General features: G+C 27.8%; 16 protein-coding genes and 1 pseudogene. 16 read left to right on the top strand and 1 reads right to left on the bottom strand.

Annotated elements, in window-relative coordinates; all coding sequences use genetic code 11:
* Positions 1-10 precede the first annotated feature (10 nt).
* Entirely contained in the window at positions 11-2,488 is a 2,478-nt protein-coding gene (mprF, locus tag NWE74_RS06220; protein ID WP_258242361.1) for a bifunctional lysylphosphatidylglycerol flippase/synthetase MprF, read from the bottom strand.
* A gap of 248 nt (positions 2,489-2,736) precedes the next feature.
* On the opposite strand from mprF, the gene NWE74_RS06215 reads away from it, so the two are divergent.
* The 16 genes and pseudogenes from NWE74_RS06215 (at position 2,737) to NWE74_RS06145 (ending at position 16,186) form a co-directional block, all read left to right on the top strand.
* On the top strand, positions 2,737-3,333 hold the full coding sequence (locus NWE74_RS06215) for a 3D domain-containing protein (RefSeq protein ID WP_258242360.1): 597 nt from the start codon (positions 2,737-2,739) through the stop codon (positions 3,331-3,333).
* A 460-nt stretch (positions 3,334-3,793) separates the two neighbouring features.
* Positions 3,794-4,789: pseudogene (locus NWE74_RS06210) on the top strand (DEAD/DEAH box helicase); the annotation flags it as partial.
* Positions 4,786-4,836, top strand: coding sequence for a hypothetical protein (locus tag NWE74_RS19295; protein WP_420330206.1), 51 nt, complete (start codon positions 4,786-4,788; stop codon positions 4,834-4,836). The pseudogene NWE74_RS06210 and the gene NWE74_RS19295, both read left to right, overlap by 4 nt.
* A gap of 171 nt (positions 4,837-5,007) precedes the next feature.
* Positions 5,008-5,190, top strand: coding sequence for a hypothetical protein (locus tag NWE74_RS06205; RefSeq protein WP_258242358.1), 183 nt, complete (start codon positions 5,008-5,010; stop codon positions 5,188-5,190).
* A gap of 233 nt (positions 5,191-5,423) precedes the next feature.
* Positions 5,424-6,614 carry a D-alanyl-D-alanine carboxypeptidase family protein gene (locus tag NWE74_RS06200; RefSeq protein ID WP_330666316.1) on the top strand — a complete coding sequence of 397 codons (1,191 nt, stop codon included), beginning with the start codon at positions 5,424-5,426 and terminating at the stop codon, positions 6,612-6,614.
* A gap of 210 nt (positions 6,615-6,824) precedes the next feature.
* A complete protein-coding gene (gene rpsB / locus NWE74_RS06195) occupies positions 6,825-7,547 on the top strand; it encodes a 30S ribosomal protein S2 (RefSeq protein ID WP_092724254.1) in 723 nt (240 codons plus the stop codon).
* 82 nt (positions 7,548-7,629) lie between these two features.
* A complete protein-coding gene (gene tsf / locus NWE74_RS06190; protein WP_258242356.1) occupies positions 7,630-8,538 on the top strand; it encodes a translation elongation factor Ts in 909 nt (302 codons plus the stop codon).
* A 125-nt stretch (positions 8,539-8,663) separates the two neighbouring features.
* Complete coding sequence (gene pyrH / locus NWE74_RS06185; RefSeq protein ID WP_258242355.1) at positions 8,664-9,368, top strand: UMP kinase; 705 nt, start codon at positions 8,664-8,666, stop codon at positions 9,366-9,368.
* A 177-nt stretch (positions 9,369-9,545) separates the two neighbouring features.
* The gene (gene frr, locus NWE74_RS06180; protein ID WP_092724248.1) at positions 9,546-10,103 is read left to right on the top strand and encodes a ribosome recycling factor; all 558 of its coding nucleotides are present in this window, start codon (positions 9,546-9,548) and stop codon (positions 10,101-10,103) included.
* Positions 10,104-10,105: 2 nt separating this feature from the next.
* Positions 10,106-10,309 (top strand): hypothetical protein, encoded by a 204-nt coding sequence (locus tag NWE74_RS06175; RefSeq protein WP_092724246.1) that lies wholly within the window; start codon positions 10,106-10,108, stop codon positions 10,307-10,309.
* 30 nt (positions 10,310-10,339) lie between these two features.
* Positions 10,340-11,065 (top strand): isoprenyl transferase, encoded by a 726-nt coding sequence (locus NWE74_RS06170; protein WP_258242354.1) that lies wholly within the window; start codon positions 10,340-10,342, stop codon positions 11,063-11,065.
* A gap of 12 nt (positions 11,066-11,077) precedes the next feature.
* Entirely contained in the window at positions 11,078-11,857 is a 780-nt protein-coding gene (locus NWE74_RS06165) for a phosphatidate cytidylyltransferase (protein WP_258242353.1), read from the top strand.
* Positions 11,858-12,144: 287 nt separating this feature from the next.
* Positions 12,145-13,296 carry a 1-deoxy-D-xylulose-5-phosphate reductoisomerase gene (locus tag NWE74_RS06160; RefSeq protein WP_258242352.1) on the top strand — a complete coding sequence of 384 codons (1,152 nt, stop codon included), beginning with the start codon at positions 12,145-12,147 and terminating at the stop codon, positions 13,294-13,296.
* A 12-nt stretch (positions 13,297-13,308) separates the two neighbouring features.
* On the top strand, positions 13,309-14,322 hold the full coding sequence (gene rseP, locus NWE74_RS06155; RefSeq protein WP_258242351.1) for an RIP metalloprotease RseP: 1,014 nt from the start codon (positions 13,309-13,311) through the stop codon (positions 14,320-14,322).
* A 105-nt stretch (positions 14,323-14,427) separates the two neighbouring features.
* Positions 14,428-15,480, top strand: coding sequence for a flavodoxin-dependent (E)-4-hydroxy-3-methylbut-2-enyl-diphosphate synthase (ispG, locus tag NWE74_RS06150; protein WP_258242350.1), 1,053 nt, complete (start codon positions 14,428-14,430; stop codon positions 15,478-15,480).
* A 124-nt stretch (positions 15,481-15,604) separates the two neighbouring features.
* A complete protein-coding gene (locus NWE74_RS06145; RefSeq protein ID WP_258242349.1) occupies positions 15,605-16,186 on the top strand; it encodes a DedA family protein in 582 nt (193 codons plus the stop codon).
* The last annotated feature ends 81 nt before the right edge of the window (positions 16,187-16,267 follow it).

Here is a 16,267-nt window from a genome sequence, read left to right as displayed (position 1 = left end):
AAGTAGCCTTTTATTTATATTTAATTTTTTTTGAAATGAGTAGTGTAACTTGTATCATGGTAAATAGAAGAGAAGATCTTTTTCTATAAGCTAAGTACTTAGGATCCCATGTTGTAGCATACTTTTCTTTAAAGGATCTAAGACCTTGAAATGAATAAAAATGTTGACCGTGATTATAAACTTGAGACGCTATTTTTTCACTTAAAAAAGAATATTTTGAAGTTCCAACATTAGATAAAGGAGCCATGCCTATATTAAAAAACTTAAATTTATTTTTATTTCCATAATTTATTAGATTTACAAACATAAAATCCATAACACCTCTGCAGGCATTTTTAGAAAATCTCATTAAGTCTATAGAAAAGCTATCATTGTCATACATTGGCATTATATTAGAAAATCCCATTATATTATAATTAGCATCTTGAACTACGCATATCGGTGATTTAGAAAGGTAATATTCATCAAAAAATCCTAGTGAGAATCCTTTCTCATCTTTGCCATCTAGCCAATTATCTGATACAGATTTTAGTTCGTTTAAAAAACTAGAGGTAAATGGTGGGTTGATGACTTCAAATGTGTAGCCTTCTTTTTCTACTTTATTAATAGAGGTTCTTATACCTTTCATTTTTTTACCCGTTAGGTTAAATGAATTAATGGAAATTTTAGCTTCTTCTCCTAGTTTTAGAAAATCATATCCAAATTCATGTAAAAATGATAATGTACTTTTATCTACTTGATAAAAAATAGGAGTGTATCCATATTTACTATAATAATCATAAAATTCTTCAATAGCAGATTGAATGCTATCTTTATTTCCTATAGGTCTCCCTAGAACAACTAGTTTATCTGAATATATACTAAACTGAAATAGGACATCGTTAGTAGCATTAAAATAAAGCATTTTGTCTTTTAAATATATTAAATGAGTAAGTGGGCCTCCTTCATATATAGATAAAAAATTGTCTAGCTCATTTTCACACTTATCAAGTGTTATATGAGGCGGAATGCTATTTTTATTTTTTTTATAAATTATAACTAAAAAAGCTAATGCAATAATAAAACCTATAAAACTGCTTATTATTAAATGTTTATAGTTTGTATAAACTAAATTTTCTAAAAATCTAGGTAGGATTAATTGGCTAGAGGGTGTATTTACGTATCCTATAAACGCATAAATTATAAATATGAAAAATAATATGACAAAATCTTGTAAAATTCTACCCCATGTCATAATAAATTTTTCTTTATAGAAGCTTTTTTTACTAAGGAACAGTATAAATCCTACAATTGCTAAATATAAAGCTTCTTCGTAATCGAGCCCTTTTATAAATGTAAATATAGAACCACAAATGAGTAATAATAAAGTAAGCTTATATACATCTTTAGATTTATAATGAACTATTCTTGAGAGTGAAATAAGTAAAAAACCAATTATTACAGAAATTATATGAGAAAGATTAATTATATAATAATTAGCGATGTCGCTTATAAGTTTCAATCTATAAACAACAGAAGGTAAAGCGGCTGAAATTAGTAACACGATGCCTGTTGAAAAGATTAGAAACATTAGCATAAAATTTGCTGTAGATGATAGGATAAGAGATGGGACATCGTTAAATTTTGAATTTAAACTTTTCCAATTATCATAGAGATAAATTATTAGTCCTAATATTAAAGGAATTATATAATAACTTAATCTATAAAGAATCAAAGTAACTACACCTAATTCTTTGTTAATTCCTAATAATTCTAAATTTAATAAAAATGTTAAATCAAAACTTCCAAAACCACCAGGAATCATACTCACAATACCTATAGATACTGAAAGTATAAAAATGGGAAAATAATCTTTAAAGCTAATAGAGATATTGATTAATCTAGCAATAAAATACAAAAGTAATGTTGCTAAAATCCATTCTAAGCAGGATATAAGAGCTATTTTAATAAATTTAGATATGTTTTGTGAATTACTATATTTAAAGTGCTTAAAAGTTAAAAAAATACATAATCCTATAATGTAAAATGATATTAATAACACTGTTAAATTTGGAATCGAAAATTTATTAGTGTTATTAATAAATAAAAATTTAAAATTAAATATTAAGTGAAATAAGCAAAGTAACGATAAGCCTGAGATATTTAAAAATAAAATCTGACTAATATGAGTTAAAAAAGTTTTTTTATCTGAGTAATAATTTTTATAAAAATGTAGTTTAAGTCCTATTGAGGAGGATCCAGCAAAACCTATCATGTTAGATATAGAAGCGCAAATCCATGAATATTTTAGTATATATTTATTTGTAATGCTATTTTTTAATATTGGTTTTAATGTGAAATCATATAAGCACATAGATGAAAAAGCTAAAAGACCTAATGATATAATTATGATATATTTTAACAAAGAAATATTAGAAAGATAGTAAAAAATAGAATTACTATTTACATCAAAAATGAATCTTTTTAGTTCAATAAATAAAAAAAACACTATAAAAAATGTAAATAAAATTTTAAAACTTTTTTTAACCTCTCTTTAAGCTGTAGAGCCATTTTCATAGAACCTCCTTATGCAATAAAAATTTCAAAAATGTAACTATTTTGTAATAAATATGAAAAAAATAGTTTACAAATTGGTAACAAATGTATAATATATAAATATAGCAAGTTACAAAATGGTAACAAGCGATTACAAAATAGTAACAAAATTTATTAAAATTTAGAAAATGAGGTGCTTTTATGATAAAGAAAACTATGGTACTAGGTGCTTTACTAAGTACAGTTATATTTACACTAGGAGCAACAGAAACATTCGCAGATAGTACAGCAGTAGCAACTACTAATTTAAATGTAAGAAGTGGACCATCTACTAAATATAAAGTTGTAGGGTCGTTAAGTAGAAATAAATCAGTAACAGTATTAAGTAGTAGTCAAGGATGGAGTAAAGTTAGACTTCCTAACAACAAAGAAGGTTGGGCAAGTAGTAAATATATAAAGATGGACCAATCAAACAATAATTCAAGTAATACTAATAATAGTAGTAACAATGCATCAGCAAGTCAAGGCAAAAAGAAAATGACTGTTGTAGCAACGGCATATACAGGATACAGTACAACATCAACAGGACAAAAACCTGTTTGGGGAACAATAGCCGTAGACCCTAGGGTAATACCTTATGGAACTAAGGTTTATATACCTCAATTTGATCAAGTATTTGTAGCTAATAACTGTGGAGGGGCTATAAAGGGAAATAAAATAGACATATTTATGAACACTAAAAAAGAATGTTCTAACTGGGGTAGAAGAACAATAGATATAGAAATACTAGGAAAATAACAATTAAGTAAAATAATATAATATTTAAATAAAGATGAAATTTAAGTTAATAAACTTTTAATATAGATTAATAAAGTTAAAGTGTTAATGCAATATAAATAGAGTTAAATTGTATTAATAGAAAAATAAAACTACTTATAGAATAGTAAGTTTAAATATAATTTATTTGTAAAGTAAGAAATTTTATTCAGTAGTTATTGATAAAAATAGATAAAACATTAGTAAGTTCATTTTGTAACAAAATGAAACATATAATTTAAAATAGATTTAACAATTAGGAGGGCTATATGCCCTCTTTTTAAGTATTAACAAATCTAAAAAAAATATACAAAATATTATACAAATAAGTTATTTGTTACCTATAAATTATTATGATATTATATATAAATATGTATTTAAAAAAATTAAGTCTAAACTTTGATAAAAGCTCATTTGAAAATATTATAAAAGAAGGAAAGGTATGTTTATGGATTTTAAAAAACTAGCAATTAGTGAAAATATAGTAAATGTATTAAATAAGAAAGGCATTAAAACACCAACACCAGTACAAATAGAAAGTATACCAATTATAACTAGAGGGAGTGATCTTATATCACAAGCTCAAACAGGAACAGGAAAAACTCTAGCGTTTTTATTACCTATATTTGAAAAAATAGATACATCTAAAAACGAAATACAATCACTAATTATAACTCCAACAAGAGAATTAGCTATTCAGATAACACAGGAAGCTGAAAAATTACAAGAAGGTAAAAATATAGGGATTTTATCTGCATATGGAGGAAAGGATATTTCTTCTCAGATTAAGAAATTAAAAAAAGATATACATTTAGTTATAGCAACTCCAGGTAGACTTATAGATCATTTGATGAGAAAAAGTATAGATTTATCTAAGGTAAATACGATAGTATTGGATGAAGCAGATGAGATGCTTTTTATGGGATTTAAGAATGATATAGAATCTATAATGAAGTTTATGCCTAAAAAAAGACAGATATTATGCTTTTCAGCAACCATGGACTCTGCAGTTAAAAAGTTAGCTTATAGATATATGAAAGACCCATCAGTAGTTTCTATTAAAAGTACAGAAGTTACATTAGAAAATATAACACAGGAAGTTGTTGAAACTACAGATAGAAATAAACAAGATGATTTATGTAAAGTACTAGAAGAAGATAATGCATTTATGGCTATAATTTTTTGTAGGACAAAAGCTAGAGTGGACAAGTTAGATGAAAATCTTCACCAAAGAGGGTTTAATTGTGTAAAGATTCATAGTGATATACAACAATCAAAGAGAGAAAGAATAATGAAGTCATTTAGAAACGCAGAGATTCAATATTTAATAGCAACTGATGTTGCAGCGCGTGGAATTGATGTTACAGGGGTAACTCATGTATATAATTATGATATACCTGAGACGGTAGAGTCATATATTCATAGAATCGGAAGATGCGGAAGATCGGGAGAAAATGGTTATACATGTTTATTTGTAGATCCTAAAAATGAAAAAATGTTAACTGAAATTGAAAATAATATAAAATTAACTATAAAAAGAAGAACAATATAGGTTTTAATTGTATATAATATAGTTATCATTTAAAATTTATTCAACAAATGTAAATAAAAAAAGAGTATTAAAAATATGCTCTTGAAGGAGGAATATCTACTTAGATGGACAGGTTTTTGTGTACTTTGCTATTTTTAGCAATGGGTATTTGTATGATTTCTTTTGATATATTTTACAAATCACATGAAATGATATTTGTTATATTATCTGTTATAGGAATTGTATTTAGTGCCATAATGTTATTACTTAATAACAAGAAGTATCTAAGCAGTAAATTCAAAAAATAAAACTTAATAAAATCAATTAAGGCCATGTTAAATAACATGGCCTTTTTTATATATATAAAAATTATGATTACATTATAATATATACTCTTGAAATAGTAATTCACTTTGATTTTAAAAATAAAAAATAAAATAATTTAGAAAATTATTACTGATATATTATATATACAAAAAGGAAAAAACTAAATATGTACTTGTTAATCAAAAAACTTATAAAACCAAGAAGGTGAATGAAATTGAAACATGGAGCAAAAAAACTACTTGTATTAACACTTATTATTGCATTTTTAACTCCAAACCTTACATACGCTAAGGCGCAAAAAGGCGTAGATAAGTTTTCTAAGTCATCTATACTTATAGATCAAGATACTGGGAGAGTACTTTATGAAAAAACCCCGGATGCAAAAAGACCACTAGCTAGTCTAAGTAAAATGATGACATTTCTACTTGCAATAGAAGCTATAGAAAAAGGTGAAGTAAAAGAAAATGATATAATAACTATAGATAAAAGTATAGCAAGTGTAAGGGGTTCAAGTTATCATTTAAAAGAAGGTGAAAAAGTTCCACTAATAGAGCTTATGAAAGGCCTTATGATTGTATCTGGAAATGATGCGGCTGTCGCAATATCGAGACATATAGGCAAGGATGAAAAAACATTTGTCCAAAAGATGAATGCTAAGTGTAAAGAAATTGGAATGGTGAATACATCTTTTGTAAATCCTAATGGGCTTCCTATATATGATTTACAAAATCCTTCTAAGCCACCTAAAGAAAATATATCCACAGCAAGAGATATTGCTAAATTAGGTAAGTATATGTTTGATAATTATGAAAAACAAGTTGTAGCTATAACTAATATGCAGACATACTCTAACCCTCAAAGAGGCTTTTGCAAAAATAATACAAATTCAGCATTAATGGGTATACTACCCGAAGTAGATGGTATAAAAACTGGATATACAGGTAATGCAGGATATTGTCTATCATTTTCTATGTTGGTAAAAGAAGATGAAAATAATGAAAAACAACATAGACTTATAGGTGTAACCCTAGGAGCTAATCATAAGAATAAGAGACTTTCAGCAGCTTTAGGTATGTTAAAATATGGAAAAGAAAACTTTAGTACGAAAAAAGTAATGGAACAAGATAGATTAATAGGTAAGAAGTATATTAAAGGTATAGAAGAATTAGAAGTTAAGCTAATAGCAGATAAAGAGTTATATGCTATATTAGGTAAAGACGAAAGTCTAAATTCTCAAATAACATTTAAGGAGATAAATTATCCAGTAAAAAAAGGAGATGTACTTGGAGTCATAAAATATTACACTAATACAGGTGAAATTTTAGGAAGTGTTAATATAGTAAGTGCAAATGATGTTGATAGTGCATCTTTTAAAACTAAAATAAAAATGATATTTGCTGATTAGCATTAAGAAATTTGTATATAATTTAGATAAAAAAGGACAAAAATAAAACAAAGAAAAAATGTTGTAATTTTAAAAAGCCTATGATATACTACTAGAGGTGAAAATAATAAAACTATAAATCACACACGACAATGGGATCCTAAGAAGGTGCCTAAGAGGTTTTTTTGGGAGTTGATCATGTCGGAGGTATAAAACCAAGGAGGAAAAACAATGTCAGTAATATCAATGAAACAATTATTAGAAGCTGGTGTTCACTTCGGACATCAAACAAGAAGATGGAACCCTAAGATGAGCCAATATATATTCACAGAAAGAAATGGAATATATATAATAGACTTACAAAAAACAGTTAAGAAAGCTGAAGAAGCTTATAAAGCTATGAAAGAAGTAGCTGAAACTGGAAAGCCAGTTTTATTCGTAGGAACTAAGAAACAAGCTCAAGAAGCTATAAAAGAAGAAGCTGAAAGATGTGGAATGTTCTACGTTAACGAAAGATGGTTAGGTGGAATGTTAACAAACCACAAAACTATACAAACAAGAATAAACAAATTAAGAGAATTAGAAAAAATGGAAAACGAAGGTGTATTCAACGTTTTACCTAAAAAAGAAGTTATAAAATTAAGAGCTGAAAAAGAAAAATTAGAAAAATACTTAAATGGTATGAAGGATATGCCTGAATTACCAGGAGCTATGTTCGTAGTTGACCCAAGAAAAGAAAACATAGCTATACAAGAAGCTCATAGATTAGGAATCCCAGTATTTGGTATAGTTGATACTAACTGTGATCCAGAAGAATTAGACTTTGCTATACCAGGAAATGACGATGCTATAAGAGCTGTTAAATTAATAACTGCTGCTATGGCTAACGCTATAATAGAAGGTAGACAAGGTGCTGAAGAAGAAGTAGAAGCTGACGAAGAACAACAAGCTTAATCTTTAAAAGATAAACTAAAATAACAACTGAATGGTAAGGGTCTAAGCCCTTACCATTAATAGTATATAGGAGGTAACCTAAATGGCTATAACTGCACAAATGGTTAAAGAGTTAAGAGAATCAACAGGCGCTGGAATGATGGACTGTAAAAAAGCTTTACAAGAAGCTGAAGGAAACATGGAAAGAGCTATAGATTTATTAAGAGAAAAAGGATTATCTAAAGCTGCTAAAAAAGCTGATAGAATAGCTGCAGAAGGATTAGTTGCTATAGAAATAAATGCTGATAACACAGTTGCTGCTGTAGTTGAAGTAAACTCAGAAACTGACTTCGTTGCTAAGAACGAAGATTTCAAAGCATTCGTTAAAGATGCTGCTGAAATGGCATTAGCTACTGACAAAACTGAAATAGCTGATTTATTAGCTTCAACTCATAAAGAAGGAATAGCTTTATCTGATGTATTAAACAACAGAATAGCTACAATAGGAGAAAAGTTAGACGTAAGAAGATTTGCTAAAATATCTACTGACGGACAAGTTGCTGGATACATCCACGGTGGAGGTAAAATAGGTGTTTTAGTTGAAATGAAGACTACTGCTAGAGATGCAGAAGTTATAGCTATGGGAAGAGATATAGCAATGCAAGTTGCTGCTATGAACCCTAAGTACGTTTCAAGAAACGATGTTGATCAAGATTACATAGCTCACGAAACAGAAATATTAACTCAACAAGCTTTAAACGAAGGAAAGCCTGCTAACATAGTTGAGAAGATGATAAAAGGAAGATTAGAAAAGCAATTAAAAGAAGTTTGCTTATTAGAACAACCTTTTGTTAAAAACGGAGATTTAACAATAAAGCAATTAGTAGCTGAAACTGCTAAAAAAGTTGGAGCTGAAATAGAGCTTGGGCAAATTGTTAGATTCGAAGTTGGAGAAGGTATAGAAAAGAAAGAAGAAAACTTTGCAGAAGAAGTTGCTAAGCAACTTAAGTAATGACCAAAGGAGAACACTTAAGTGTTCTCTTTTTTTTAAAAAAGTAAATACAAAACTAAATATACGGAAAAAATATAAAAGTTACACAAATCGTAATTTTTAACTGAAAGAGGAGGATTTCTTAAATGAGTAAACCAAAATATGAAAGAGTGCTATTAAAACTTAGTGGTGAAGCATTAGCAGGAGAAAAAGGTTTCGGTATCAACAATGTAGTTGTTGATGAAATAGCTGTTGCTATAAAGAAAGTACAAGAGATAGGTGTAGAGGTATCAGTAGTTGTAGGTGGCGGAAACTTCTGGAGAGGAAGAACATCTGAAGGTATGGATAGAACTACAGCTGATTATATCGGTATGCTTGCAACAGTTATGAATGCTATGGCACTACAAGATGCACTTGAAAATATAGATGTTCAAACTAGAGTTCAAACTGCTATAGAGATGAGACAAATAGCAGAGCCATATATAAGAAGAAAAGCTGTTAGACACTTAGAAAAAGACAGAGTTGTTATATTTGGTGCAGGAACTGGAAATCCATATTTCTCAACAGATACAGCTGCAGCGCTTAGAGCTGCTGAAATGGAGACAGAAGTTATATTACTTGCTAAAAATGTTGATGCAGTATATGACAAAGATCCAAAAGTACATGCTGATGCAGTTAAATTCGATGAATTAAGTTATTTAGAAGTTCTTCAAAGAGAATTAAAAGTAATGGACTCAACTGCTACATCTTTATGTATGGATAATCAAATTCCTATACATGTATTTGAACTTTCTACAGAAAATATAATAAAAGCAGTTATGGGTGAAAAAATAGGAACAATAGTGAAATAGTACTATTAATATGACACTAAAATAAATACCATAAAAATTAGAAATAAGTATTATAAAAATAGACAAATAGTTTTTATGAAAAAAATAAAAAAGTGTGTAAACTATTAATATAATACTAAAGTATTTTAATAAAATATGGTAAAATAGAAATAGATAAAATAATAGGAGGATACATATATGAAATTAGATACTCATAAGCAATTAGAAGCTAAAATGTCTAAGACAATAGAAGCTTTAAAATACGAATACACTACTATAAGAACAGGAAGAGCTAATGCTCAAATGTTAGATAAAATAAGAGTTGACTATTACGGAACTCCAACTCCAATAAATCAAATGGCTGCTATATCAGTTCCAGAACCAAGAACTTTAATGATAAGTGCTTGGGATAAATCTTCTATGGCAGAAATAGAAAAAGCTATAAGAAATTCTGATTTAGGATTAAATCCTTCTAATGATGGAGAAGTTATAAGATTATCTGTACCAGTATTAACAGAAGAAAGAAGAAAAGAGTTAGCTAAGAAAGCTCATAAAAGTGCTGAAGAATTTAAAGTTAGATTAAGAAATGAAAGAAGAGATGCTAACGATGCATTAAAGAAACTAGAAAAAGATGGAGAATTAACTGAAGACGAATTAAAGAAAGCTCAAGACGAAGTTCAAAAGATAACTGATAGATTCATCAAAGAAATAGATGCAGTTGCAGTAGCTAAAGAAAAGGATATAATGGAGGTATAATATTGAATAAATATTATAACCTTTTGGGCCTTCATATAAATAAAGTTGAAGAATTTTTCAAAAATCAAAATATAAAGTACACTATAAAAGCTATAAAAGGTAGAAAAGACCAAGAAAAGTTAACTATTCCTAAGGTCATTAAAATATCAGAAATAGATAATGGTGTAGAAATTTTAATAACATATTTTACTGACTCCTTAAAATAGGAGTCAGATTACTATTTGGAGGCATAAATTATGAATTCATATAATATAGATATTAATAAAGTACCTACACATATAGCTATAATAATGGATGGAAATGGAAGATGGGCAAAAGCTAGATTTCTACCAAGAACAGCTGGACATAAAGCAGGAGTTGAAACTATAAGAAAAGTTTTAATGGAATGTCAGAGATTAGGTATTAAGCATTTAACGCTATATGCATTTTCCACAGAAAATTGGAAAAGGCCTAAATTAGAAGTAGATACATTAATGAACTTATTATCAACATATTTAAAAAAAGAAGTAAGAGAATTACATAAAAATAATGTTAAGATAACAACTATAGGAGATACTAGTCAACTACCTCAAGCTTGTATAGATGAATTAGAAAGAGCGTATGAGCTTACAAAATTTAATACAGGCGTAAATTTAAATCTGGCACTAAACTATGGTGCAAGATATGATATAAAAAATGCTGTAATAGATATAGTAAAAGACGCAAAATGTGGTAAACTAGATATAAAGGACATAACAGAGGATACTATAACAAATTATTTAAGCACAAAGTCTATACCAGACCCAGAGTTAATTGTAAGAACTAGTGGAGAAGAACGATTAAGTAACTTCTTATTATGGGAGGCTGCATATTCTGAATTTTATTTCACAAATGTACATTGGCCTGATTTTAATGAAAAAGAATTGCAAAAGGCTATATATGATTACCAAAACAGAGACAGAAGGTTTGGTGGACTTAAGTAAGGAGAATAATATATGCTTACAAGAATTATTGCAGCTTTAGCGTTGGTTCCACTGTTTATATTTTTAATAATAGGTGGATTGCCATTATACATAGCAGAAATAGCAATAGTAGCTATTGCTTTACATGAATTTTATAAAGCATTTCAAACAAAAAATATTAACCCTTTATTTAATGTAGGGTATATATTTGCAGGATATTTATTAATAAAAAATATATATGGGTTAGGAATAGAATATTCATATGCAGTAGCATTTGTTTTATTTGTAATTTCAATAACATATTTATTAAGATGTAAAAATAACATACTCGATATATCAGTTACATTTTTAGGAATCTTTTATGTTGCTATATTTTTAGATTATATAGTTTTAACTATTAGAGATTTTGAATTAGGACATTTATATGTATGGATAATATTTATAATATCTTTTGCAACTGATACTTTTGCCTACTTCAGTGGATATTTATTTGGAAAACATAAGTTAATACCTAAAGTAAGCCCTAAAAAAACCGTTGAAGGTTCTATAGGAGGCATATTAGGAAGTATAGCATGCTGTGCAATATTTGGATATATATTCAAACTTCAAATAATGCCATTAGTAATTATAGGTCTTATAGGAAGTGTAGTAGCGCAATTTGGAGATTTATTTGCATCATCAATTAAAAGATATGTTGGTATAAAAGACTATGGAAAATTAATACCAGGACATGGTGGTATATTAGATAGATTTGATAGTGTTATATTAGTAGCACCATTTGTATATTATGCAATTATGATTTTTATAAAATAAAGGCTTTTTCGAGAGAGATGCTATCAGTAATTAGCAGTATTAGATAAAATATAATATCATTATAATTTTAAGTTTTATGTATGATATTATATTTTATTTTTTTATTTAATTTACTATACTTCCTAAATCGAAAAAGCCTTTTATAATATGTAAAAATCGTAATAGGATATTTTAATTGTATTTTAAATTAGTTTTAATATGAAATTTATTTTAAATTGGATAAATTTATATAATTTAATGGTATAATATAAGGATGAATATATTAAAATTATAGAAAGGGAATTAATATGAAAAGAATATCAATACTAGGGTCTACAGGGTCTATAGGAAAGCAAACTTTAGATGTTGTAAGAAGAAATAAAGATAAATTTGAAGTTGTAGCAATTTCTGCGAATAGTAGTGTAGATTTATTATTAGAACAAATAAAAGAGTTTAAACCTAAATATGTTGCGGTATATAATGAAGAAAGCGCAATTAAACTAAAAAAAATGATACCAACTGATATAAATGTAGAAGTGCTAAGTGGGATGTCGGGTTTGAAGGAAATATCTTCACTACCTGAAATTGATGTTTTATTAACAGCTATAGTAGGTATGATAGGATTAGTACCTACATTAGAAGCTATCAAATCAGGTAAGGATATTGCTTTAGCAAACAAAGAAACTCTAGTTTGTGCTGGTGATCTAGTTATTAGTGAAGCTAGAAAGCATAATGTAAGTATACTTCCTGTAGATAGTGAGCATAGTGCTATTTTCCAATGTTTAAATGGGGAGCAAAATAAAGAAATAGAAAAAATTATCCTAACAGCATCAGGGGGACCATTTAGAGGTAAATCTAAATCTGATTTAGAAAATGTAACTAAAAACCAAGCATTAAAGCACCCTAATTGGTCAATGGGAAGAAAAATAAGTATAGATTCATCAACATTGATGAATAAAGGGTTAGAAGTTATAGAAGCTAAATGGTTATTTGGAGTTGAACAAAATCAAATAGATGTTGTTGTACATCCTCAAAGTATAATACATTCTATGGTTCAATTTATTGATAGCTCAGTAATGGCTCAATTAGGATGTCCAGACATGAGATTACCTATACAATATGCGTTATCTTATCCTAATAGAATTGTAAATGATTTTGAAAGATTGGATTTAGCTAAGATTGCAACTTTAACATTTGAACAGCCTGACTTAGAAATATTCCCTTGTTTAAAACTAGCGTACGATAGTTTAAAAATGGGTGGTACATATTCAGCAGTATTAAATAGTGCTAATGAAGTACTAGTAAATGAATTTTTAAATGACAAAATAGGATTCTATGATATACCTTATTACATAGAAAAAACAATGGATGCTCATACTAGTATAGATAAACCAACGCTAGAACAAATACTAGATATAGATAGATGGGCAAGAGAATATGTGGCAAGTGCCATAAGATAGGAAGGTGTAAATTTGACTATTATAGCAGCGATAATACTATTTGGAGTATTAATATTCATACATGAGTTAGGACACTTTTTATTTGCTAAAAGAGCTGGTGTTACAATACACGAGTTTTCAATAGGAATGGGGCCTAAGTTATTTAGTGTTGAAAGAGGCGGAACTAAATATTCTGTAAGATTATTACCACTAGGTGGATATGTCAGTATGGAAGGTGAAGATGAAGAATCAAAAGATCCGAATTCTTTTGGAAAAAAGACTATTCTTCAAAGAGCAAGTATCTTATTAGCAGGGCCATTTTTTAATATTATATTAGCTATATTACTTTTAATACCAGTGTATATGTCAATGGGTATAGCTACTAATCAAAATGTTTTAGGAGAGGTTATAGAAAATACTCCGGCATATTCAGCAGGCCTTAAAGCCAATGACGAAGTTATAGAAATAAATGGACAAAAAATTACTACATGGGAAGATATAGTACAAAATATCCAAAAATCAGATGGGAAAGAAATAGATTTTAAAATATCTAGAGATAATGAAATTAAGGATATTAAAGTTAATCCACAAAAAAATGAACAAGGAAAGTATACAATTGGTATATTGGCAACACATGAAAAGAGTATCCTTAAATCTGTTAAGTATGCTTTTGTATCAACAGTAGATATGTCTAAGCAAATGTTTGTATTTGTAGGTAAAGCAATAACAGGTACAGTTCCTGGAGGTGCAGGAAATGCAGTTGCAGGGCCAATTGGAGTTATAGGTATAGTATCCAATGCAGCAAAAGTAGGAATAGTAAACCTATTACATATAGCAGCTGTTATAAGTTTAAATTTAGGTATACTTAACTTACTTCCAATACCAGCATTAGATGGTGGAAGACTATTATTCTTGGGTATAGAAGCTATAAGAGGTGGAAAAAAAATAGATCCTAACAAAGAAGCTACAATAAATCTAATTGGATTTGCACTATTAATGGCATTAATGATATTTGTAACATTTAAAGATATAACTAGATTATTTTAATTAATAAACAAATTTTATTTATGGTTAAGTGATAGTTGAATTGAAATTAAAAATCAATAAATTTATTGTTGAAATATAATTAGACATTTAGAAAAAGGTGATGAAATGTATAAAAGAAGACCTTGTAGAGAAGTAAAAGTAGGAAGTTTAAAAATAGGTGGAGATAATCCAATAAGCATACAATCAATGACTAATACAGATACAAGAGATGCAAAAGCTACAATAGCACAAATAAAAAGATTAGAAGAAGTTGGTTGTGATGTTGTAAGGGTAGCTGTGCCAGATATGGAAGCTGCTAAGAATATAGGGAAAATTAAATCAAATGTTAATATACCTGTAATAGCAGATATACACTTTGATCATAGATTAGCAATAGAAGCTATAAATCAAGGTATAGATGGAGTTAGAATAAATCCAGGAAATATTGGTAGTATAGAAAAAGTAAAAGAAGTAGTAAATTTATGTAAAGAAAAAAATCTAAAAATTAGAATAGGTGTAAATGGTGGATCTCTAGAAAAAGAATTACTAGAAAAATATGGCCATGCAACAGCCGAAGCTTTAGTTGAAAGTGCATTAGGTCATGTTAAAATATTAGAAGATTTAGATTTTTATAATATAGTAATATCATTAAAATCTTCAGATATATATAAGACACTAGAGGCATATGAACTAATATCACAAAAAGTAGATTATCCTTTACATATAGGAATAACGGAATCAGGAAGTGTTAAAAAAGGAACTATAAAGTCATCTATAGGTGTAGGAGCCTTATTATTAAAAGGAATAGGCGATACAGTTAGAATATCACTTACAGGAGATCCATGTGAAGAAATTGTTGTAGGAAAAGAAATATTAAGAAGTCTAGGACTATTAAATGATAAAATAAAAGTTGTATCGTGCCCAACATGTGGAAGATGTAATATAGATTTAATAAGTGTAGTAAATGAAGTTGAGGAAAAAATAAACCATTTAGAAAAAGATATTACAGTAGCTATAATGGGTTGTGCAGTAAATGGACCAGGAGAAGCTAGAGAAGCCGATATAGGTATTGCTGGTGGAAAGGGAGAAGGATTACTGTTTAAAAAAGGTGAAATAGTTAGAAAAATAAATGGTAATGATTTAGTAAAAGAATTATTAGATGAAATAGAAAAATACTAAGATATATACTTTAATCATAAAATATTCTAAATGATTGAAAATTTAATCATTTGGAATATTTTTATTTTAAAATGAAGTTAAAGTTACTTTTTAGATTAGTGCAAAATATTGGAGGATTCTAAAAATGGAATTGAGTGTGTTTGTAGAAAATCTTATAAGGGATTATGGATTAATAAGTATATTTGTAATAGTTGCACTTGAATATGCAAATGCACCTTTGCCTAGTGAGATTGTATTACCATTTGCAGGTATATTATCTTTAAAATTTGGTATGAATTTGCCAAGTGTTATTTTTATATCTATATTAGGTGGTATTTTAGGATCTATAATTAATTATTATCTAGGATATAAGATTGGAAATCCATTAATAGACTTTTTAAAAAGAAAATATCCCAAAACTAAAAAATCTATTAAGACATCTTATAAATGGATAACTAAATATGATAAAATTTCAGTTATGATATCAAGATTAGTCCCATTAGCTAGAACTTTTATATCTATTGTAGCTGGAGTAACAAAAATGAATATTGTAGCATTTATGCTATACTCAACTATAGGAATATCAATATGGAATACAATACTTATAAGTATGGGGTATATAGTAGGAAATAATATGATATTAATAGGAAATATATTAAGTAAGTACTCTATATTTATAGGTATAATAATAGTTATGATATCTGGATATTTAATTAAAAAAAAATAAAATAATAAATAGCAAAAAAATCAAGTTATATTTTAACTTGATTTTTTTGCTATTTATTAATAAAAAGTGAAATATAAAGAG

Source organism: Romboutsia lituseburensis (assembly GCF_024723825.1).
Classification (GTDB): Bacteria; Bacillota; Clostridia; order Peptostreptococcales; family Peptostreptococcaceae; genus Romboutsia_F; species Romboutsia_F lituseburensis_A.
The sequence above is the reverse complement of the archived record's forward strand: the minus strand, read 5'-3'. Positions and strand labels throughout refer to the sequence as shown.